Annotated in this window: 17 protein-coding genes; 10 read left to right on the top strand and 7 right to left on the bottom strand. The window is 69.2% G+C overall.

The features are described from left to right. Window positions 1-2: 2 nt before the first annotated feature. The 5 genes from paoC to ABIC65_RS10960 all read left to right on the top strand — a co-directional run bounded on the left by paoC (window position 3) and on the right by ABIC65_RS10960 (window position 7,763). Window positions 3-2,210 carry an aldehyde oxidoreductase molybdenum-binding subunit PaoC gene (paoC, locus tag ABIC65_RS10940; RefSeq protein ID WP_354308656.1) on the top strand — a complete coding sequence of 736 codons (2,208 nt, stop codon included), beginning with the start codon at window positions 3-5 and terminating at the stop codon, window positions 2,208-2,210. A 210-nt stretch (window positions 2,211-2,420) separates the two neighbouring features. After that, window positions 2,421-3,761, top strand: a complete 1,341-nt coding sequence (locus ABIC65_RS10945; RefSeq protein WP_354308657.1) for a chloride channel protein — start codon at window positions 2,421-2,423, stop codon at window positions 3,759-3,761. Between the two features lie 47 nt (window positions 3,762-3,808). After that, window positions 3,809-4,567: a trehalose-phosphatase gene (otsB, locus tag ABIC65_RS10950; protein ID WP_354308658.1), complete on the top strand. Its 759-nt coding sequence runs from the start codon at window positions 3,809-3,811 to the stop codon at window positions 4,565-4,567. Continuing rightward, the gene (locus tag ABIC65_RS10955) at window positions 4,564-6,357 is read left to right on the top strand and encodes a glycoside hydrolase family 15 protein (RefSeq protein WP_354308660.1); all 1,794 of its coding nucleotides are present in this window, start codon (window positions 4,564-4,566) and stop codon (window positions 6,355-6,357) included. The genes otsB and ABIC65_RS10955 overlap by 4 nt, the downstream gene beginning before the upstream one ends. Then, window positions 6,354-7,763, top strand: coding sequence for an alpha,alpha-trehalose-phosphate synthase (UDP-forming) (locus ABIC65_RS10960; RefSeq protein WP_064314073.1), 1,410 nt, complete (start codon window positions 6,354-6,356; stop codon window positions 7,761-7,763). Before ABIC65_RS10955 ends, ABIC65_RS10960 begins: the two co-directional genes overlap by 4 nt. Before the next feature lie 140 nt (window positions 7,764-7,903). On the opposite strand, the gene ABIC65_RS10965 is transcribed toward ABIC65_RS10960, so the two are convergent. Then, window positions 7,904-8,986 carry a mechanosensitive ion channel family protein gene (locus ABIC65_RS10965; protein WP_354308661.1) on the bottom strand — a complete coding sequence of 361 codons (1,083 nt, stop codon included), beginning with the start codon at window positions 8,984-8,986 and terminating at the stop codon, window positions 7,904-7,906. Window positions 8,987-9,136: 150 nt separating this feature from the next. Here ABIC65_RS10965 and ABIC65_RS10970 point away from each other — a divergent pair, with 150 nt between their 5' ends. Beyond that, window positions 9,137-9,364 (top strand): hypothetical protein, encoded by a 228-nt coding sequence (locus tag ABIC65_RS10970; RefSeq protein ID WP_354308662.1) that lies wholly within the window; start codon window positions 9,137-9,139, stop codon window positions 9,362-9,364. Window positions 9,365-9,455: 91 nt separating this feature from the next. Here ABIC65_RS10970 and cydX read toward each other — a convergent pair whose 3' ends face one another. Genes cydX through ABIC65_RS10985 form a run of 3 tightly spaced genes read right to left on the bottom strand, consistent with a single transcriptional unit; the run spans window position 9,456 to window position 12,341 of the window. Further along, a complete protein-coding gene (gene cydX, locus ABIC65_RS10975; protein ID WP_121078683.1) occupies window positions 9,456-9,572 on the bottom strand; it encodes a cytochrome bd-I oxidase subunit CydX in 117 nt (38 codons plus the stop codon). A 12-nt stretch (window positions 9,573-9,584) separates the two neighbouring features. Further along, entirely contained in the window at window positions 9,585-10,730 is a 1,146-nt protein-coding gene (cydB, locus tag ABIC65_RS10980) for a cytochrome d ubiquinol oxidase subunit II (protein WP_354308664.1), read from the bottom strand. A 21-nt stretch (window positions 10,731-10,751) separates the two neighbouring features. Then, window positions 10,752-12,341 (bottom strand): cytochrome ubiquinol oxidase subunit I, encoded by a 1,590-nt coding sequence (locus ABIC65_RS10985; protein WP_354308666.1) that lies wholly within the window; start codon window positions 12,339-12,341, stop codon window positions 10,752-10,754. 118 nt (window positions 12,342-12,459) lie between these two features. Here ABIC65_RS10985 and ABIC65_RS10990 point away from each other — a divergent pair, with 118 nt between their 5' ends. Genes ABIC65_RS10990 through ABIC65_RS11005 form a run of 4 tightly spaced genes read left to right on the top strand, consistent with a single transcriptional unit; the run spans window position 12,460 to window position 18,176 of the window. Further along, window positions 12,460-14,160 (top strand): ABC transporter ATP-binding protein/permease, encoded by a 1,701-nt coding sequence (locus ABIC65_RS10990; protein WP_354308667.1) that lies wholly within the window; start codon window positions 12,460-12,462, stop codon window positions 14,158-14,160. Then, window positions 14,157-15,737: an ATP-binding cassette domain-containing protein gene (locus ABIC65_RS10995; RefSeq protein WP_354308668.1), complete on the top strand. Its 1,581-nt coding sequence runs from the start codon at window positions 14,157-14,159 to the stop codon at window positions 15,735-15,737. The genes ABIC65_RS10990 and ABIC65_RS10995 overlap by 4 nt, the downstream gene beginning before the upstream one ends. A 40-nt stretch (window positions 15,738-15,777) precedes the next feature. Beyond that, window positions 15,778-16,128, top strand: a complete 351-nt coding sequence (locus ABIC65_RS11000; protein WP_354308669.1) for a DUF2946 family protein — start codon at window positions 15,778-15,780, stop codon at window positions 16,126-16,128. Between the two features lie 53 nt (window positions 16,129-16,181). Next, the gene (locus tag ABIC65_RS11005) at window positions 16,182-18,176 is read left to right on the top strand and encodes a TonB-dependent receptor (RefSeq protein WP_354308670.1); all 1,995 of its coding nucleotides are present in this window, start codon (window positions 16,182-16,184) and stop codon (window positions 18,174-18,176) included. 159 nt (window positions 18,177-18,335) lie between these two features. Here ABIC65_RS11005 and ABIC65_RS11010 read toward each other — a convergent pair whose 3' ends face one another. The 3 genes from ABIC65_RS11010 to ABIC65_RS11020 are packed head-to-tail and all read right to left on the bottom strand — an operon-like array spanning window position 18,336 to window position 20,454. Then, a complete protein-coding gene (locus tag ABIC65_RS11010; protein ID WP_354308672.1) occupies window positions 18,336-19,343 on the bottom strand; it encodes a nucleotidyltransferase domain-containing protein in 1,008 nt (335 codons plus the stop codon). Next, window positions 19,340-20,191, bottom strand: a complete 852-nt coding sequence (locus tag ABIC65_RS11015) for an HprK-related kinase A (RefSeq protein WP_354308673.1) — start codon at window positions 20,189-20,191, stop codon at window positions 19,340-19,342. The genes ABIC65_RS11010 and ABIC65_RS11015 overlap by 4 nt, the downstream gene beginning before the upstream one ends. After that, window positions 20,179-20,454, bottom strand: coding sequence for an HPr-rel-A system PqqD family peptide chaperone (locus ABIC65_RS11020; RefSeq protein WP_354308674.1), 276 nt, complete (start codon window positions 20,452-20,454; stop codon window positions 20,179-20,181). Before ABIC65_RS11020 ends, ABIC65_RS11015 begins: the two co-directional genes overlap by 13 nt. Between the last annotated feature and the right edge of the window lie 7 nt (window positions 20,455-20,461).

Consider the following 20,461-nt stretch of genomic DNA (forward strand, 5'->3'; position numbering starts at 1 on the left):
CCATGAAGTTCGATACCCCCGCCACGACCAACCCGATCGACCGCCTCAAGGTGGTCGGCAAGGCCACCGACCGGATCGACGGTCCGCTCAAGACTACCGGCCGCGCGCCCTATGCCTATGAACGGGACGATGTCGCACCCGGCGCGGCCTATGGCTATGTGCTGGGCTCGGCGATCGCCAAGGGACGGATCACCGGCATGGACCTCAGCGCTGCCAAGGTCGCGCCGGGCGTGCTCGCGATCGTCACCGCCGAAAATGCCGGCAAGCTGACCAAGGGCAATTTCAATACCGCCAACCTGCTCGGCGGGCCCGAGATCGAACATTACCACCAGGCGATCGCGCTGGTGGTGGCCGAGACCTTCGAGCAGGCCCGCGCCGCCTCGTCGCTGATCCGCGTCGACTATGCGCGCGGCAAGGGCCGGTTCGATCTCGAAGCCGAGATGGGCAATGCGACGCTGCCCAAGGAAGGCTTTGGCGGTCCCGCGGAAAGCAAGGTCGGCAATTTCGACGGCGCTTTCAAAAGCGCCCCCGTCCAGCTCGATGCGCGCTACACCACGCCCGATCATTCGCACGCGATGATGGAGCCGCATGCCTCCACCGCGAAGTGGGACGGCGACCAGCTGCTGCTGTGGACCTCGAACCAGATGATCAACTGGGGCAAGGGTGACGTGGCGCGCACGCTGGGCCTTCCGAAGGAGAAGGTGCGACTAATGTCGCCCTACGTCGGTGGCGGGTTCGGTGGCAAGCTGTTCGTCCGCACCGACGCGATCCTTGCGGCGCTCGGCGCCAAGGCGGCGGGACGCCCGGTGAAGGTATCGCTCCAGCGCCCGCTGATCGCCAACAACACCACGCACCGTCCGGCGACGATTCAGCGCATCCGCATCGGCACCACCAAGGACGGCAAGATCACCGCGATCGGCCATGAGAGCTGGTCGGGCGACCTGCCCGGCGGCGGGCCGGAGACGGCGGTGAGCCAGACACGCCTGCTCTATGCCGGCGAGAACCGGCTGACGTCGATGCGGCTGGCGGTGCTCGACCTTCCCGAGGGCAATGCGATGCGCGCGCCGGGCGAGGCCCCGGGCCTGATGGCGCTCGAAATCGCGATGGACGAGATGGCGGAGAAGCTGGGGATGGACCCGGTGGAATTCCGCGCGCGCAACGACACCCAGGTCGATCCCGAGGCCGCCAACCGCCCCTTCTCGCAGCGCCAGCTGATCCAGTGCATGCGGATCGGCGCGGACAAGTTCGGCTGGGCCAAGCGCGCCAAGGCGCCGGGTGCCATCCGGGAGGGTCGCTGGCTGATCGGCATGGGCATGGCCGCAGCGTTCCGCAACAACCTCAACGGCAAGTCCGGCGCGCGGGTGCGGCTCGACGGCAAGGGCGTGGTCACGGTCGAGACCGACATGACCGATATCGGCACCGGCACCTACACCATCATCGCCCAGACCGCGGCGGAGATGATGGGCGTGCCGCTCGACACGGTGGTGGTGCGGCTGGGCGATTCCAGCTTCCCGGCCTCGGCGGGCTCGGGCGGGCAATGGGGCGCCAACAGCTCGACCGCGGGCGTCTATGCCGCCTGTTCGATGCTGCGCGACAAGGTGACCGCGGCGCTCGGCTTCAACTCGGCCGACGTGGTGTTCGAGGACGGCAAGGTCCGCGCGGGCAACCGCAGCGTCGCGCTGGCCGAGGCGGCCAAGGGCGGCGAGCTCGTCGCCGAGGACTATATGGACTATGGCGACCTCGCCAAGAAGTACCAGCAGTCGACCTTCGGCGCGCATTTCGTGGAGGTCGCAGTCGATGCGGCCACCGCCGAGGTGCGGGTGCGGCGGATGCTGGCGGTGTGTGCGGCGGGGCGCATCCTCAACCCCAAGTCCGCGCGCAGCCAGGTGATCGGGGCGATGACGATGGGCGTCGGCTCGGCGCTGATGGAGGAGCTGGCGGTCGACAAGCGCTTCGGCTTCTTCGTCAACCACGACCTCGCCGGATACGAGGTGCCGGTCCATGCCGACATCCCGCACCAGGAAGTGATCTTCCTCGACGAAACCGATCCCACGACGTCGCCGATGAAGGCCAAGGGCGTGGGCGAGCTCGGCCTGTGCGGCGTCGGCGCGGCGGTGGCGAACGCCATCCACAATGCCTGCGGGGTGCGGGTGCGCGAGTATCCGGTGACGCTGGACAAGCTGCTGCCGGGGATGCCGGCGTTCGTGTGATCTAGATCCTCCCCGGGACGGGGAGGGGGACCAAGACGCGCAGCGGCTTGGTGGAGGGGGATCGCCGCGAGGGACGTCCCTTGTGGAGACCCCCCTCCACCACCGCCTTCGGCGGCGGTCCCCCTCCCCGTGCCGGGGAGGATCTTGGGGTAGCGCTCACCTCCCTCCCCCGCTACAGCACCCCCGCCGGGGGGCAGGCTGAGGGAGTGCATGGACCACCACCGGACCACCCGCCGCGTCCGCGCGATCGTGCGCCGGCACGGCCCTACCGCGCAGACCTGGCGGCGCCGGGTCGCCTTTCTCGGCGGTGCGATCGTCATCGGCCTCGTCGCCTTCGGTTTTGCGGAGGCTGCCGACTGGGCCGCGCGCCGGTTCACCAGCCTCGAAAAGACCTGGTGGTGGCTGCCCCTGCTCCTCACTCCCGCCGGCTTCGCGCTGTTCGCCTGGGCGACGCGCCGCTTCGCGCCCGACGCCACCGGTTCGGGCATCCCGCAGGTGATGGCGGCGACGCGCGACCCCGACGACGCGATGAACAGCCTCACCTCGGCCAAGACCGTGGTGCTGAAACTGATCCTCACCATCGGCGCGGTGCTGGTCGGTGCCTCGACCGGCCGCGAGGGGCCGACGGTGCAGGTCGCCGCCGCGATCATGGGCTATGCGCACCGGCTCGCGCGGGTGCCGATCCGCGCTTCGGTGTTCATCGCCGGCGGTGCGGCAGGCGTCGCGGCGGCGTTCAACACGCCGCTCGCCGGGGTCGCCTTCGCGATCGAGGAACTCGCCGCCGCCTATGAGCAGCGCATGGCGGTGCTGGTGATGGCGGCCGTGCTGATCGCGGGCATGACCAGCCTCGGCATCGCCGGCGATTATGTCTATTTCGGCGCGATGCGCGACACGCTGCCGCTGCGCCAGGCGATCCTCGCCGCGCCCGTCGCGGGCGTTGTGGGCGGCCTCGCCGGCGGGCTGTTCGCGCGACTGATGCTCGCGGCGGGCGGATCGGACTGGCGGCCGCTGGTCGCGGTCCGCCGCCACAAGCTGCTCTTCGCCGCGGCCTGCGGGCTCGTCGTGGCGGTGCTGGGCGTGACGACCGGCCTCACCTGGGGCACCGGCTATGACGCTGCCCGCAGCGCCATCACCAACGGCGCGATCCCGTGGTGGTATGCCCCCGCCAAGTTCGCCACGACGCTCGCCACCGCCATAGCCGGCATCCCCGGCGGCATCTTCGCGCCCTCGCTCTCGGTGGGCGCGGGCGTCGGCGATCTCGTGCGGCCGATGTTTCCCACCGCGCCGGGCGGGACGATCGTGCTGCTGGGCATGGTCGCCTATTTCAGCGGCGTCGTCCGCGCGCCGCTGACCGCGGTGATCATCATCGCCGAGACCACCGCCAGCCGCGGGCTGATGCTGCCGCTGCTCGCCGCCGCGCTGATCGCCGACTTCACCGCGCAGATCGTCTCCAAGGAACGGCTGTACCATGGCCTGTCGCTGCGCTTCGGCACGACGCAGGTGCAGCATGAATCCGACCAATCGGGGAACGGATCGGTCCCGCGCGCGTAACGATCCTGTGGAGGCGCCCACCTGCTGGCGCCCCGATGAGGAGTTGCATGCCCGACCGGGACCCCGTTCTGCTGATGCCGCCCCCGGCGGATCTGCTCGATACCGCCAGCCTGTTCCTCGATTTCGACGGCACACTGGTTGAACTCGCCGACCGCCCGGACGGCGTGGTGGTCGCGCCCGTGCTGGTCGACCTGATCCGTGCGCTGGAAGAAAAGCTCGACGGCCGGCTGGCACTGGTCAGCGGCCGCCCCGCCGGGGATCTGGCGGACCTGTTCGGCGAGCGTGCGCCCTCCGTCGTGGGCAGCCACGGCATGGAGTTCCGCTGGTCCGATGGTCGCCGCGAACAGGCCGAGCGCCCCGCCGGGCTAGTTGCGGCGCTGGACGCGATGCGCGCCTTCACCGAGAGCAACGACGGCGCGATCCTCGAAGACAAGCCGCTGGGCGCCGCCGTCCATTACCGGCTGAACCCGGCGCTCGAAGCCGACGCCATGGCGCTGGGCGAACAACTCGCCGCCGAGCACGGCCTCTATCTCCAGCACGGCAAGATGATGGTCGAGGTCCGCACCGCGGGCGGCGACAAGGGCAGCGCAATCCGCACGCTGATGGCCGACCCGCGCTTCGCCGCCGGCCGCCCCGTCTTCCTGGGCGACGACGTGACCGACGAGCCCGGCTTTTCCGCGGTCGCGCTGCTCGGCGGCGCGGGTGTGCTGGTCGGCGATCCCCGCCCCACCGATGCGCGCTACCGCATCGACGACGTGTCCGGCGTGCTTGCCTGGCTCGCCACTGCCGCCGGAGTCCATGCATGACCAATCTCGATCTCTGGCCGATCGGCAATTGCCAGGTCAGCGCACTGATCGACCGCAGCGGACGCTTCGTCTGGGGCTGCGTGCCCCGCGTCGACGGCGACCCGCTCTTCTCGGCGCTGGTCGGCGGCGAGGAGCCCGATGGCGGTTATTGGGACATCGCGCTCGAAGGCGTTGTCTCGGTCGAGCAGCATTATCTGCGCAACACCCCGATCCTGGTCAGCCGCCATACCGATGCGGCCGGCAACGCGATCGAAGTCACCGATTTCTGCCCGCGCTTCCAGCGGCTGGGTCGGGTGTACCGCCCGGTGTCCTTCGCGCGCATCGTCAAGCCGGTGGCGGGCAGCCCGCGCATCCGGGTGAAGCTGCGCCCCACCTGCGGCTGGGGCAAGGGCTGCAAGACCCGCATCGGCGGCTCCAACCACCTGCGCTATCTGGTCGAGCCGATGACGCTGCGCCTCACCACCACCGCGCCGGTCGGCATGGTGGAGGAAGAGCGCGTGTTCCGCATCGAGAAGCCGCTGCACTTCTTCCTGGGGCCGGACGAGAGCTTCAGCGGCGACGTCGCCGAGACGGTCGACGACATGCTGCTCAACAGCATCGCCGAGTGGCAGCATTGGGTGCGCGGGCTCAACATCCCGCTCGAATGGCAGGAGGTGGTGATCCGCTCGGCGATCACCCTCAAGCTGTGCCAGCACGAGGAGACCGGCGCGATCGTCGCCGCGCTCACCACGTCGATCCCCGAACATGCCGGCTCGCAGCGCAACTGGGACTATCGCTACTGCTGGATCCGCGACGCCTATTACACCGTGCAGGCGCTCAACCGGCTCGGTGCGCTCGACGTGCTGGAGACCTATCTCGGCTATCTGCGCAACATCGTCGACGATGCCCGCGCCGAGCCGCGCGGCGGCCATATCCAGCCGCTGTACGGCGTGCTGGGCGAGCCGACGCTGGTGGAGCGCGAGGCGCCCGACCTTGCCGGCTATCGCGGCATGGGCCCGGTCCGCGTCGGCAACCAGGCCTATGAGCAGGTCCAGCACGACGCCTATGGCCAGATCGTCCTGTCCAACGTCCAGGCCTTTTTCGACCAGCGGCTATATCGCATCGCCAGCGTCGAGGATTTCGAATCGCTGGAGCGCGTCGGCGAACGCGCCTGGCAATATCACGACTCCCCCGATGCCGGGCTGTGGGAGCTGCGGACGCGCCAAAGCGTCCACACCTATTCGGTGGCGATGTGCTGGGCGGCGTGCGACCGGCTCGCCAATGCCGCGCATGTCCTGGGCCTCGAGGAGCGCCGCGACTTCTGGCAGAACCGCGCCGACACGATCCGCACGACGATCTTCGACAAGGCGTGGCGCGCGAAGACGGACCGCTTCTCCGCCACATTCTCGGGCGACGATCTCGACGCCAGCCTGCTCCAGCTGCTGGAGATGCGCTTCCTGGCGCCCGACGACCCCCGCTTCGTCTCGACGCTGAAGGCGGTGGAGGCCGGGCTGCGCCGCGGCTCGACGATGTTGCGCTACGATACCGAGGATGATTTCGGCCTGCCCGAAACCGCCTTCAACTTCTGTACGTTCTGGTTGATCGAAGCGCTGCACATCACCGGCCGCACCGACGAAGCGCGCGCCCTGTTCGACGAGATGCTCACCCGGCGCACCGCCGCCGGTCTGCTCTCCGAGGACATCGACCCCGTGACCGGGGAATTGTGGGGCAATTATCCCCAGACCTACTCGCTGGTCGGCATGATCAACTGTGCCGTCCTGCTGAGCAAACCCTGGAGTTCGATCCGTTGAGCCGCCTTATCGTCATCTCGAACCGCGTCACCGCGCCCAACGGCTCCAACTCCGGCGCGCAAGGGGGCCTGGCCGTCGCGCTCGCCGCCGCCCTGCGCGAAAATGGCGGCATCTGGTTCGGCTGGTCCGGCGAGCAGACCGACCAGTTCACCGGCCAGATCAGCATGCAGCGCAACGAGGGGGTGACCACCGCCACGGTCGACCTCGAAGAGCAGGATATCGACGAATATTACAACGGCTATGCCAACCGAACGCTGTGGCCGCTGTTCCACTACCGGATCGACCTCGCCGAGTACGAGCGCGGCTTCGCGGGCGGCTATCAACGGGTCAACGAGCGCTTCGCCGAGACCGTCCGCCCGCTGATCGAGCCGGACGACGTGGTGTGGGTGCAGGACTATCACATGTTCCCGCTCGGCCAGGAATTGCGCCGCCGCGGTTGCAAGAACCGGATCGGCTTCTTCCTCCACATCCCCTGGCCGCCGCGCCGCCTGCTCTCCAGCCTGCCCAAGGCGCACGAGCTGATCGAGACGCTGTTCGCCTATGACGTGATCGGCTTCCACACCCAGGAATGGATGGAGAGCTTCATCGACTTCGCCCGCGCCGAGATGGAAGCGGTGGTGCAGCCCGACGGCGTGCTGCGCATCGGGCTGAAGAGCGTGAAGCTCGTCGCCTGCCCGATCGGCATCGACGCCAAGGAGTTCGCGGCGCTGGCCGAAAGCGATTCCGCGCGCGAGACCTTCGAGCAGATGCGGACCAGCTCGGTCGGCCGTTCGCTGATCGTCGGCGTCGACCGGCTCGATTATTCCAAGGGGCTGGAGGAGCGCTTCCTCGGCTACGAGCGCTTCCTCACCACCTATCCGGAGCAGCGCAAGGAAGTGTATCTGCTCCAGATCGCGCCGCCGTCGCGGGCGACGGTGGAGACCTATCAGCGCATCCGCAACACGCTGGAAGGGCTGTCGGGCAAGATCAACGGCGCGCATGCCGATCTCGACTGGGTGCCGCTGCGCTACGTCAACCAGGGCTATCCGCGCGACGTGCTCGCGGGCGTGTACCGCGCCGCGAAGATCGGCCTGGTCACGCCCTTGCGCGACGGGATGAACCTCGTTGCCAAGGAATATGTCGCGGCGCAGGATCCCAAGGATCCCGGCGTGCTGATCCTCTCCAAGTTCGCGGGCGCCGCGATCCAGATGGAGCAGGCGCTGCTGGTGAACCCCTATAGCGCCGAGGAAGTATCCGACGCGATCTGCCAGGCGCTCAACATGTCGCTGGAAGAGCGGATCGAGCGCTGGCAGGCGCTGAAGGCCGGCGTCGACGAGCAGGACGTGATGTGGTGGCTCAAGAAGTTCACCGACGAGCTCAGGAGCGTCCCGATGGAAACGGAGACAAGGCTTCCGGTCGAGGCGTAATGCCGAGGCGCGGCGGCAGGAACCGATCGGACCCCAAGCTTCGTCATCCCGGCGAAAGCCGGGATCCATTGGGGGCTCCGTCAAGGCTCCTGCTGCGGCCGAGCGGCGACTGGATCCCGGCTTTCGCCGGGATGACGGCTTTAGGATAAGGAGTCGCTCTCCATCCGCGGTGGCTTAAACTCCAGCAACCCGCGGTTGCGGACGAGTGCCTCGGGCATCTCGGCGCGGATATAGGCTAGCAGCCCCTCGCGAATGTCGCAGCGCAGGTCGAAGGCGGTCGAGGCGTCCTTGGCGGTCATCAGCCCGCGCACCTCGATCGCCTCGGGCTTGGTGTCGGTCACCTGCAGGTTGCAGAAACGGCCGTCCCAGCGCGGGTTGGCCTTGACCAGTTCCTCCAGCTTGGCGCGCAACCGGGGAATATCCGCGGCGGGATCGAGATACCAGAACACGCTGCCGAGCAGCTGGCTGGTCTCGCGCGTCCAGTTCTGGAAGGGCTTCTCCAGGAACTGCGACACCGGCACCACCAGCCGGCGATCGTCCCAGATGCGCACGACGACATAGGTGAGACGGATATCCTCGATCCGCCCCCACTCGCCTTCGACGATCACCACGTCGTCGAGCCGGATCGGCTCGGAGAAGGCCATCTGAATGCCAGCAATCAGGTTCTTGAGCGCCGGCTGGGCGGCAGCGCCCACCGCCAGGGCGGCAAGGCCGGCCGAGGCGATCAGCGTCACGCCGATGCTGCGCACGCTGGGGATGCTCATCAGCATCAGGCAGAAGGTGATCGCCAGCACCACGAAGACGATCACACGGTGGAGGATCGAGGCGCGCGTCCGCCGCCGCCGGGCACGGAGATTGTCCGCCACGCTCACGTCGGCGCGCAGCAGCACCCAGTCGAAGATCACCCCGAGCAGCGCCACCAGCATCCAGCCGATCAGCCCCGGCACCAGCAGGCCCGCCGCCTGCGCCCAGGCCCGCGTGCCGCTCGTCCCGAGATCGAGCCCCGGCTGGATGAACGACAAGGCGATCGCGACCAACAGCCAGCGCGCCGGGCGGTACAGCCGACGGATGACGATGTCGTCGAGCTGGCCCTTGCTGTGCGCCGCCGCACGCCGCCCCAGCGAAAAGGCGAGGCGGTGTACCAGCAACGCCACCGTGATCGCGGCCGCGATCAGCGCGATGCTCGTCACCCAGCCGGGAAGGTCGGCGATCAACCGCTCCAAATCATGCTCCTGTCGTGATGGCTATCCCCGGGTAACGGGAGCCGGCGGCACTGGGTTCCCGGCGATTCGCGCCGCACGGCAGGGCGGATCCTGCGTGCGTCAAGCGCAAGCGCTTGATCCCGTAGCGATACACACCGTGACTTCTACGGAATGGCCGCCGACGACGATAAATACGACATTAGGCAGGCAATGAACAAAACCCAAAACGAGACCGGGTCGATGTCCTCCCTGCACCACGCGCCCCTTACGAATCACTTCCGCCTGCGCGCCGAGCAGGAGCGGGACCGCGCGACTCGCGCGCCCAACGAACGGCACAAGCGCCTGCACCTGGAGCTCGCGGCGATCTTTGAGCGCCGCGCCGAGGGCGGGCCGGTCTGACAAAAGGCAAAGGCCGGCCGATCCCTTGTCAGGATCGCCGGCCTTCGGGGCGGAGGGGCGGTCGCCGTGCGGCCGCCCCTTTCCTTTGCGCTCAGTCGAGGACCGTCAGGTCCGAGTTCGGGTCCGAATGGAACTCGTGCCAGATGCCGTTGAGCACCGCGGCGGCGACGGCCAGGCAGACCCCCAGGATCCAGGCGAAATACCACATGGGTTCAACTCCTCAGTAGAGGTCGGGGTTGAGCCGCAGCTCTTCCCCGCGGACGCGGCCGAACATCACCTTGTACACCCAGGCGGTGTAGGCGAGCACGATCGGCAGGAAGACCAGCACGCAGCCCAGCATGATGAACAGCGTGAGGTGGCTCGACGAAGCGTTCCAGGCGGTGAGGCTGGAGGCCGGGTCGATCGCGCTCGGCAGGATGAACGGGAACATCGACAGGCCGACGGTGGCGATGATGCCGACATTGGCCAGCGACGAGCCGGCGAACACCAGCGCCCCCTTGCGACCGCGGATGCCGACCAGGGCCAGCACCGGACCGAGGAAGCCGAGCACCGGGGCAATGAGCATCCACGGATAGGTGCCGTAGTTGCTCAGCCACGCCCCCGGCGCCTTCACCGTCTGGATCAGATGCGGGTTGGACGGTCCGTTGGGATCGACTGCGCCGACCAGGCGATACCCCATGTCGCCATACGCGACGAACGCGCCGCCCACCGCGAACAGCACGATCGCGAGGATCGCGGCGACGGTGCCGAAGCGCTGGGCGCGCTCGACCACCACGCCTTCGGCCTTGAGGCTTAGCCAGCCGGCGCCGTGCAGCACCAGCATCCCGACCGAAAGCAGGCCGGCTACGAGGCTGAACGGGGTGAACAGGCCGAGCAGCGTGCCTTCGTAGAAGGAGCGCAGGTCGCTATCTAGGCGGAAGGGCGCGCCGAGCAGCACATTGCCCACCGCGACGCCGAAGACGAGGGCGGGTACGAAGCCGCCGACGAACAGCGCCCAGTCCCAGCGCGACCGCCAGGCGGCGTCGGGGCGCTTGGAGCGGTATTTGAAGCCGACCGGCCGCAGGATCAGCGCCGACAGCACCAGGAACATCGCCAGGTAGAAGCCCGAGAAGCTGACCGCATAGACGAACGGCCAGGCGGCGAAGATGGCGCCGCCCCCCAGGATGAACCACACCTGGTTGCCTTCCCAGGTCGGCCCGACGGTGTTGATCACCATGCGGCGCTCTTCATCGGTGCGGCCCACGAACGGCAGCAGCGCTGCCGTTCCCAGGTCGAAGCCGTCGGTCAGCGCGAAGCCGATCAGCAGCACCCCCAGCAGCGCCCACCAGATGAGGCGCAGGATTTCATAATCGAGCGGGATGGACATGTTCTTTCTCCTTGCTCGCGCTCATTCCGCGGGAACGGCGTGGAGCGGCCGCGGATCGGGTGCGGTCGGCACCGGATCGTGGCGGGGTTGCCAGGGCTCGTAGGTCTCGGGCCCGTGCTTGATCGCCGCCAGCATCAGCCGCAGCTCGATCACCGCCATCAGGCCGTAGAGCGCGGTGAAGCCGATGATCGTGGTCCACAAGGCGGGCACGGTCAGGCTCGAGGTGGCGAGGAAGGTCGGCAGCACGCCGTCCACCGCCCAGGGCTGGCGCCCCACTTCGGCGACGACCCAGCCGAACTCGATCGCGAGCCAGGGCAGCGGGATGATCCACATCGCCGTGCGCAGGAACCACTTGCGGTGGAAGCGGCGCGTATTGGCGTAGTAGAGCGCGGCGGTGAAGAAGGCGATGAAGAAGAAGCCCAGGCCCGCCATGCCGCGGAACAGCCAGAACACCGCCGGCACGTTGGGAACGGTCGACCAGGCGGCGCGATCCTTCTGCGCGGACGTCGCCTGGCGCGGATCGGCGACCCAGCGCTTGAGCAACAGGGCATAGCCGAGGTCGCCCCTGGCCCCTTCGAACTTCGCCCGTGCGGCGATGTTCTTGCGGTCGGTCTTCAGCGTCTGCAGCGCATCATAGGCGGTGAGGCCGTTCTCGATGCGCAGCCGCGCCTTGCCCACCAGCGGGTAGATGCCTTCCACCTGGCCGGTCAGGCTACGCGTGCCGATCAGGCCGAGCACATAGGGCACCTTGACCTGGAAATAGGTCTCGCGGCCCGAGTTGGAGGGGAAGCCGAACACGGTGATGCCGGCCGGTGCCGCCTCGGTGTGCCATTCGGCCTCGATCGCGGCGAGCTTCATCTTCTGGTTGTCGGTCAGCGCATAGCCGCTCTCGTCGCCCAGCACGACCACGGACAGCGAGGCCGCCAGGCCGAACGCCGCCGCCACCGCGAAGCTGCGCTTGGCGAGCTCCAGATGCCGGCCACGCAGCAGATAATAGGCCGAGATGCCGAGGACGAACACGCTGGCGCAGACATAGCCGGCGCTGACCGTGTGGACGAACTTCGCCTGTGCGACGGGGTTGAACACCACCGCCATGAAGTCGGTGACTTCCATGCGCATCGTGTCGGCGTTGAACGCGGCACCCGCGGGGTGCTGCATCCAGCCGTTCGCGACCAGGATCCACAGCGCCGACAGATTGGTGCCGAGCGCGGTAAGGAAGGTCACCATCAGATGCTGGCGCTTCGACAGGCGATCCCAGCCGAAGAACATCAGGCCGACGAAAGTGGCTTCGAGGAAGAAGGCCATCAGCTCCTCGATCGCCAGCGGCGCCCCGAAGATGTCGCCCACATAATGCGAGTAATAGGACCAGTTGGTCCCGAATTCGAATTCCATCGTCAGACCGGTGGCAACACCGAGGACGAAGTTGATGCCAAATAGCTTGGCCCAGAAACGGGTGATGTCCCTCCAGATCGGGCGATCGGTGACGACATAGACGCTCTCGGTGATGACGAGCATCACGGAAAGGCCCAGCGTCAACGGCACGAACAGGAAGTGGTACATCGCTGTCAGCGCGAATTGCAGGCGCGACAGCTCTACGACTGCCATATCCATAGTTTTGTCCTCAGCAAAGAGCCGGTGATCCGCGGCCTAGGCTTTGGTGTGGGCTGCGCCTATGCGGAACATCCCCTATTCCTGTCGCAACCGGAATGAGGCTTTAGCATTGGCGAATATGACCCTTCAGAAGCAGGCCGGGCTCGCCTGGATCATCGATTTGGGCGGCGCGGCGCTGTTCGCCTGGGGCATTGCCGACGGCGTCGCCGCGGCAGCCGCCGGGCAGGCGGTGCCGGGCGCGGCGTTCGCGGCGATGCTGGGCGGCGGGCTGGTCCGCGCGGCCACCGCCTGGGGGGTGCCGGTGCTGGCGGTGCGCGGCGCGCAGGCGAGCACCGCGCCGCTCCGCCGCAGCCTGGTGGCGCGGCTGCTCGGCAGCGGCGCGGCACCGTCGAGCGGGCAGTCGGCGGTGCTGGCGATCGACCATGTCGCGACGATCGAAGGCTATGAGACGCGCTTCGTTCCCGCCCGGGTGGCAGCCGCCGCGGCGCCGCTGGTAGCGGTGGCGATAATCGCCTGTGCGAGCATGGTCGCGGCGGGCATCCTGCTGGGCACGCTCGTTCCCTTCATCTTCGGGATGATCCTCGCCGGCACCGCCGCCAAGCGCGCGTCCGAGCGCCAGCTGGAAGCGCTGGGCGACCTGTCCGACCTGTTCGTCGATCGCGTCCGCACGCTGCCGATCCTCCGGCATTTCGGCGCCGAGGACCGGATCGCGCGACAGGTGGGCGTCGCCACGCGCGAGGTTGCCGCGCGCACCGTCGCGGTGCTGCGCGTCGCCTTCCTGTCGAGCGCGGTGCTGGAGTTCTTCTCGGCGCTCGCGGTGGCGCTGGTCGCGGTCTATTGCGGATTCAGCCTGCTCGGCCTGCTCCCCTTCCCCGATCCCGAGACGCTGACATTGCGCGAAGCGTTCTTCGCGCTGGCGATGGCGCCCGAATTCTACCTGCCGATGCGGCGACTGGCCGCGGCGTATCACGACAAGCAGCTCGGCGAAGCCGCGCGTACGGCGATCGCGGCGGTGCCGGAGGTGGTGGCGCCTGCCCCGGTGCCGGAGGTGTTCACGGGCGTGGAGGCGAAGGGCCTGGTGATCGCCTGGCCGGGCCGGACGATCGGGCCGGTGCGCCTGTCGATCGGCACGACCGGCCTGGTGGCCCTGACCGGGCCGACGGGGAGCGGCAAGACCAGCCTGCTGGCGGCGATCGCGGGGCAGATCGTGCCCGGCGAGGGCAGCCTGCGATTCCTATCGCCCGAAGAAGCGCCCGAGCGCCAAAGCCATCAGTCCCCCTCCCGCTTGCGGGAGGGGTTAGGGGAGGGTGAGTCGGGCGAGCGGGCGACGCCGTCGAGGCAAATCCTCCACGTCACACCCTCCCCCATCCCCTCCCGCAAGCGGGAGGGGGGAGTAGACGTAGCCCCCTGCCAAACCGTCATCGCCTGGGCCGCACAGCACCCGCTGATCCTGCCCGGCACGCTGCGCGACAACCTCGCCCTCGCCGCGCCGGACGCTTCCGACGCCGAGCTGCTCGCCGCGATCGACCGCGTCGGCCTCGCGCCCATGCTCGCCCACCGCGGTGCCGGGCTGGACCTCCCCCTCGACCATCGCGGCTCGGGCCTGTCCGGCGGCGAGCGGCGGCGCCTCGGTCTCGCCCGCGCGCTGCTGGCGGACCGCCCGCTGCTGCTCGCGGACGAACCCACCGCCGATCTGGATGCCGAAAGCGCCGCCGCGATAACTGCGCTGCTCCGCGCGGTCGCCGCCGAGCGCGCGGTGATCGTCGCCACCCATGACGCGCGCCTGATCGCCGCCGCCGATGCCGAGGTGACGCTGTGAACCCCTTCCCCCTCGCCGCTCCCGAACGCCGCACGCTCCGTCAGGCGCTGGCCTGCGCGACCATTGCCGGGCTCGCCGCGATCCTGCTGCTGGCGCTGTCTGGCTGGTTCCTCACCGGCGCCGCCATCGCCGGGGCGAGCGGCGCGGCCGCGGTCGCCGCATTCAACTATCTGATTCCCAGCGCCGCGATCCGCGGCCTCGCCATCCTGCGCACCGGCGGACGGTACGGGGAGCGCCTGCTGTCGCACCAGGCCGCGCTCACCGCGATGGCCGATCTGCGTGGCCGCCTGTTCGGCAAGCTCGCTGCGCAGGACAGCCGCACCGCGCCCGACCTTGCCGGCGGCGACGCCAGTGCCCGGCTGATCGGCGACATCGAAGCGCTGGAGGACCTGGTCGTCCGCCGCCCGAGCCGGCCTGCCAGCCTCGCGGCCGCCTGCTTCGCCGTGGCGCTGGTGGCACTGGCCGGCTGGAAGGCTGCACTGGCGCTGGCGCTGCTGCTCGCCGTATTGCCGCCGCTGCTCACCCTCGCCGCACGCCGCCTCACCGCTCGTCCCTCCGCCGAGGCCGCCGAGGCGCTGGGTGCGCTGCGCACTGCCTTTGTCGACTATGCCGCCGCCCGGCCCGAGATCATCGCTTATGGCCTCGCCCCGCGCGTGGCGGACACGATCGCCGAACTCTCCCGCCCGCTCGACCGCGCCCGTGCCGCACTTGCCCGCGGCGACGGCGCTGTCGCCGGCCTGCTCGCCGGATATGGCGCGCTGACCGCGGCGATCGTCTTCGCGCTGTCCGACGCGAGTGCCCCCGTCCGCGCGCTGGCCCTGCTGGCCTCCGCCGCATCGGTAGAGGCGATGGCGGCCTTCGCCCGCACCGCGCTGCGCCAGGCGAGCGTCGAGCAGGGCCTGGCGCGCCTCGCCACGCTGGCCGAGCTGCCGGACGAACGCGCCGCCGCGCCCCCGGCCGGCACCGTCGCCCGGCCGATCACCCTCGGCAGCCACATGCTCGCCCCCGGCGCCCGCGTGGCCATCCTCGGCGCCTCGGGCACCGGCAAGACGCGGCTGATCGAGGCGCTGGCGGGGCTCCGCGCGCCCGTGCACGCCCTCGCGCTGGACGGCACGCCGATCGCACAGTGCAGCGCCGATGCGCTCCGCCGCCAATGCGCGCTCGCCCCGCAGGACGCGGTGCTCATCGCCGGCTCGATCGCCGACAATCTCCGCGTCGCCCGCCCCGGCATCACCGAGGCGGCGATGTGGGAGGCGCTCCACACCGCCTGCCTCGATGCGACCGTGCGCGCAATGCCCGCCGGGCTCGAGACCTCGCTCGCCGAGGCCGGCGGCACGCTCTCCGGGGGCGAGCGCAAGCGGCTGTCGCTCGCTCGCGCGCTGCTCGCCGGGCGCCCCTGGCTGCTGCTCGACGAACCCAGCGAGGGCCTCGACACCGCGACCGAAGCGGAACTGGTGCGCCGCGTCGATGCCTGGCTGCAGTCGACCGGCAGCGGCCTGGTCCTCGTCTCGCACCGCACGGCCCCGCTGGCCCTCGCCACCACGACACGGATCGATATCGCCGCCATCGACCAATGATATATTGAAACATATGCGATGCTGCAGTACGGCATTGCGGATGCGCGTCTTCCGCATCCCTGGTCTGTTCCTCCGGCTGCTGCCGGCGCTGCTGCTGGCGTTCGCGCTGTGCTGGCAGGCGGGGATCGTCCGCGCACATGTGCATCCGGGACAAGGCTGGGTCGCGGCGCCGCATGCGCACCACAGCCCCAAGCAGAGCGACGACGACGAGGATTGTCCGCTTTGCGACGAGGTTGCGTCGGCCTCCGCCTATCTCGCCTCCGTGCCACCTACCGTCGCGCCGCCGCTGCCGGCAGGCGAATGGCATGCCCCGCTCGCCGCCGATCCCGCGCCGCGGTTCGTCCGCTCGCACGCCTGGCGCAGCCGCGCGCCGCCCGAACTCCGCGCCTGACCAACGATTGGCGCCGCCCGAGCGGCGCACCCCAGGTTCACGGAGTTTCCTTCATGCGTACTGCCCTTCTCACGGGCGCGGCGATCGTCGCGTTCGTTCCCCATGCCTTTGCCGACACCGATCCGCAGCAGGCCAACGACAAAAACATCATCGTCGTCACCGCCGCGCCCTATGCTGTTTCCAGCGACGAGGTGCCGACGATCGTCACCCATGTCGATCGCGACCAGATCCTGCGCAGCGGCGGGGCGAGCATCAGCGACGCGCTGGCGCAGGAGCCCGGCATCTCGGCCACCAGCTTCGCCAGCGGCGCCAGCCGGCCGATCATCCGCGGCATGGACGCGACGCGGGTCCGTATCCTGGAGAACGGCGCCAGCAGCTCCGACGTGTCGGACATCGGGCCCGATCACGGCATCCCCGTCGATCCCTTTGCGGCGGAAAGCATCGAGGTCGTCCGCGGCGCGGGCACGCTGCGCTATGGCAGCCAGGCGATCGGCGGCGTGGTCAACGTGATCAACAACCGCGTGCCGATGAAGCTGCCGAGCGACCCCATCTCAGGCGAAGCGGAAGGCAGCTACGGCACCGTCTCGAACGTCGGCGAAGGTGGTGCGCTGGTCGATGCCAAGCTGGGCTCGGTCGCGCTGCATGCCGACGGCTTCTACCGCGACGCCGGCGATTACGACACGCCGCTCGGCACCCAGCAGAACAGCTTCTTCCGCGGCCACGGCGCGTCGGTGGGCGGTTCCTATTTCTTCGGCGGCAACGATGCGAGCCACATCGGCCTGTCGGTCAGCCAGTATAATTCTAAGTACGGCATCCCCAGCGACACCACCTATATCGACATGCGCCAGACCAAGGTGATGTCGCGCGACGTGTTCGCGGTGAACGCCGGCCCGCTCAAGTCGGTCAACCTCGACGCCAGCTATGCCGACTATACGCATGACGAGAAGGAACCGGACGGCACGATCGACACGACCTTCCGCAACAAGGAATTCGACGGCCACCTGGAATTCCTGCTCAATCCGCTGGGCCCGATCCGCGACTCCGCGATCGGTTTCGAGCTGCAGAACCGCAAGTTCTCGGCGATCGGGCAGGACAGCAGCTACCTGTTCCCCACCACCACCCAGAGCGAAGCGGCCTATCTCTTCACCGAGGTGCCGGTGACGGATATCCTGCACCTGCAGGCCAGCGGCCGGGTAGAGCATGTCCGCAGCGAAGGCACCCCGGCGAGCGACGTCTTCACCGCGCGCGAATTCACCCCCGTCAGCGGGGCGATCGGGGCGCTGCTCGATGTCGGCAGCCATGTGAAGCTCGGCCTCACCGGATCGAGCACGGGTCGCGCCCCGGCGATCACCGAGCTGTTCGCCCGCGGCGGGCATGACGGCCCTAACACCTTCGAGACCGGCGACCCGAACCTGAAGATCGAGCGCGCAAATTCGGTCGAGGCGACGCTGCGGGTGAACCTCGATCGCTTCCACTTCGACGGCAGCGCCTATTCGACCTGGTTCGACAACTATATCTATGGCGACCTGACCGGGCGCACCTGCGATGACGACGGGACATGCACGCTGGGCGGCGACGGCGATCTGAAGGAGCTCAACTATCGCCAGCAGGGCGCGCATTTCCGCGGCCTGGAAGGCAAGGCGAGCTACGACCTGTTCCACGCACACGACCGTACGCTGCAGCTGACCGCGCTGGCCGACTATACCCGCGCGACGCTGGACAGCGGCGGCAACGTGCCGCGCATCCCGCCCTATCGGCTGGGCGGCGGCGTGAACTGGCTGAGCCCACAGCTCGATGCGGCGGTGCAGTTCGTCCATGCCGGCGAGCAGGACAAGTTCGGTGCGTTTGACACGGCGACGCCGGGGTACAACAACCTCAACGCCAACATCGCCTGGCGGCCGTTCAAGTCGCAGCCGGGGATCGAGTTCGCCATCGTCGGCCAGAACCTGACCGACGAGGTGCAGCGCAACGCCGCCTCGCTCAACAAGGATCTCGTGGTCCAGCCGGGCCGCAACGTGCGGTTCATGGTGAAGATCGCGACCTTCTGATGGTGGAGAGAGGCTGGTTTGGTGAATCGCGCCAAACCTGCCTCTCTCCCCTTGTCATCCCGGCGAAAGCCGGGATCCATTCGCCTCGGTCCGCAGAAAGGGCCGCAGCGGTGAAGCCAATGGATTCCGGCTTTCGCCGGAATGACGAACATTGGGCAATCAGCCCGGCCGGTGCCCTTTGCGCCATTTGGTCCACAGATGCCGGGCGAGCATCGCCGGCGGCATCCGCAGCGCGTGCGAGCGGAGGTAGAAGCCGAGCTGCACCGCCTTGCGGGTCGAGCGCCCCCAGCCGTCGCGTGCGGTCAGCCGGCGGTGGAACAGCGGATCGAGCGCATCCCAGCCCTGCCATGCGGGCGGGGCTTCGGTGCCGTAGAGCCGCACCGCCTGCCGCACCGCGCGGCGCATGGCGGCGCCCAGCCCGTGATGCGCCGCGCGCTCCGCGAGCCCCTCGAAGCCGAATTCGCCGAGCAGGCAGTGGATGTCCCACAGGTTGCGCATCCCGCCCGCCAGGTCGCCATCGGCGAACAGATGCGCGGCGGCGTGGCAGAGCATGTCCTGCGACCCGAGGATGCGCAGCCCGTTCTCCAGCGCCACGCTGCCCGCCAGCAGCGCCGCCGCGTCGGGGCGGATGCGCGCGGTGAGCGGCAGGATCGTGTGGTGCACGTCGATCATCTTGTCGCGGTCGCGATGGATCAGCGGCGGCAGCTCGTGCATCCAGCGGTGGTAATAGGCGTCGTCGTACGGATCGGGCTTCACCCATTCCCACCCCGCCGCGAGCAGCGCCGCTTCCACCGCCTCGATCGCCTCGCGCGGCACGAGGATGTCGAGATCGCCGATCACCCGCCCGGTCGAAGGCGACAGCCCCGCCGCGGCATAGGCGGTGCCCTTGAGCAGCACCACCGGCGCCTCGATCCCGGCGAGCGCGCGCCGCGCCATCTCGGCCTCCCAGAGCGCGGCGGTGCGGCCCTGCTCGGCCGAGGCGATGGCGTCTTCCACCAGCCGCGCCGCCGCCTGCGGCATCGGCAGCCCGGCGATACGGTGCGCGAGCGTGCCCGCCAGCTGCTCGGCGCGGGCGACCGCCCAGAGCGCGTTCCAATCGGCAGCCGCCAGCCCCCCGATCGCGCCGGGGTCGCGCAGCACGCGGGTGAGCAACAGCGCCGGGTTCATGCCAGCGCCTCCACCATCGCCAGCGCGGTTGCCGCATCGGGATAGTCGATCGCGCGCGAAGGCACCTGCTGCACCAGCCGGGTCAACGCCTCGAACCCGCGCTCGGCAAGCGTGACATAATTGGTCGAGGCCTGGGTGAGCCGGACGAACGCCTCGCTCGGCAGCACCGGCCGCTCCGCCGGCTCGAAGCCGAAGCGCGGGAACAGGATCAGGCTGGGTTCGGCGGGCACTTTCATCGCCGCGATGGCGCGGGCGTCGGGCACCAGATGGCGGATCGTGCCCTTGGGCGTGCCCTCCAGCAGCGGCCCGAAGCGCGCGTGCGGCAACGCCTGCGCGACCACGTCGATCGCCTCGTTCTTCAGGCTGACGAGCCGCGGAAAGGCATGGGCGAGCCCGGTTGCGCAATCGATCAGCGCGAATTCATCGCCCATCAGCCGCCAGCCGCGTGCCATCAGCAGCGCGGCGAGCGTCGATTTGCCCGCACCCGAGATGCCGGTCATCAGCACCGCACGGCCGCCCCGCTCGACCATCGCGGCGTGGAGCAGCAGATAGCGCCGCAGCCCCAGTGCCACCTGCAGGTTCATCCCCATCTCTGCGGCGAGCAGCCCCTGCGCCAGCGGCAGCGGCGCAGCGTCGGGGATCACGAAGTCCCCCGCGATGTGCACCGAGGGCCGCAGCACCCGCCGCCACGGCCGGGCAGCGAACAGGTGGACGTTGAAGTCGGCTATCCCGTCCCGCGGCGCCGGATATTCGCGATAGAGATCGTCGAGCGCGGCGATCGGCTCGCGCCAGTGGCTGCCGATGCGGAAGCCCAGCGGGCCGATGCGGAGCAGCTTCAGATGGCGCATGTCCGCTCCACCAGCCCGGCGGCGACGAGTTCGTCGAGCCGCACCGCCAGCGCTGCCGGATCGGGATCGGCGAGATCGAAGCGCTCGGCGAGCACCGCAAGCAGCCCGGCCACGTCGCGCGCGCCTTCGCCGAGGATGTCGAGGATCTCAGGCACCGGCGCGTCGACGATATGGGTGATGCCCGAGGCGCGGTGGTAGATCAGCGTCAGCGCATCGAGCGGCACGATGCGGAGCGTCGCGGGATCGGCGGCGCGATAGAACACCGCCCGG

This window comes from Sphingomonas trueperi, assembly GCF_040545665.1.
Classification (GTDB): Bacteria; Pseudomonadota; Alphaproteobacteria; order Sphingomonadales; family Sphingomonadaceae; genus Sphingomonas; species Sphingomonas trueperi_B.

Excerpts from the sequence above, each read along its gene's own strand:
- ABIC65_RS10945 (WP_354308657.1), top strand. The coding sequence starts at position 2,421 with ATGGACCACCACCGGACCACCCGCCGCGTCCGCGCGATCGTGCGCCGG.
- ABIC65_RS10970 (WP_354308662.1), top strand. The coding sequence starts at position 9,137 with ATGGCCGCCGACGACGATAAATACGACATTAGGCAGGCAATGAACAAA.
- ABIC65_RS10990 (WP_354308667.1), top strand. The coding sequence starts at position 12,460 with ATGACCCTTCAGAAGCAGGCCGGGCTCGCCTGGATCATCGATTTGGGC.
- paoC (WP_354308656.1), top strand. The coding sequence starts at position 3 with ATGAAGTTCGATACCCCCGCCACGACCAACCCGATCGACCGCCTCAAG.
- ABIC65_RS11005 (WP_354308670.1), top strand. The coding sequence starts at position 16,182 with ATGCGTACTGCCCTTCTCACGGGCGCGGCGATCGTCGCGTTCGTTCCC.
- otsB (WP_354308658.1), top strand. The coding sequence starts at position 3,809 with ATGCCCGACCGGGACCCCGTTCTGCTGATGCCGCCCCCGGCGGATCTG.
- ABIC65_RS10955 (WP_354308660.1), top strand. The coding sequence starts at position 4,564 with ATGACCAATCTCGATCTCTGGCCGATCGGCAATTGCCAGGTCAGCGCA.
- cydB (WP_354308664.1), bottom strand. The coding sequence starts at position 10,730 with ATGTCCATCCCGCTCGATTATGAAATCCTGCGCCTCATCTGGTGGGCG.
- ABIC65_RS10985 (WP_354308666.1), bottom strand. The coding sequence starts at position 12,341 with ATGGATATGGCAGTCGTAGAGCTGTCGCGCCTGCAATTCGCGCTGACA.
- cydX (WP_121078683.1), bottom strand. The coding sequence starts at position 9,572 with ATGTGGTATTTCGCCTGGATCCTGGGGGTCTGCCTGGCCGTCGCCGCC.
- ABIC65_RS11000 (WP_354308669.1), top strand. The coding sequence starts at position 15,778 with ATGCGCGTCTTCCGCATCCCTGGTCTGTTCCTCCGGCTGCTGCCGGCG.
- ABIC65_RS11010 (WP_354308672.1), bottom strand. The coding sequence starts at position 19,343 with ATGAACCCGGCGCTGTTGCTCACCCGCGTGCTGCGCGACCCCGGCGCG.
- ABIC65_RS11015 (WP_354308673.1), bottom strand. The coding sequence starts at position 20,191 with ATGCGCCATCTGAAGCTGCTCCGCATCGGCCCGCTGGGCTTCCGCATC.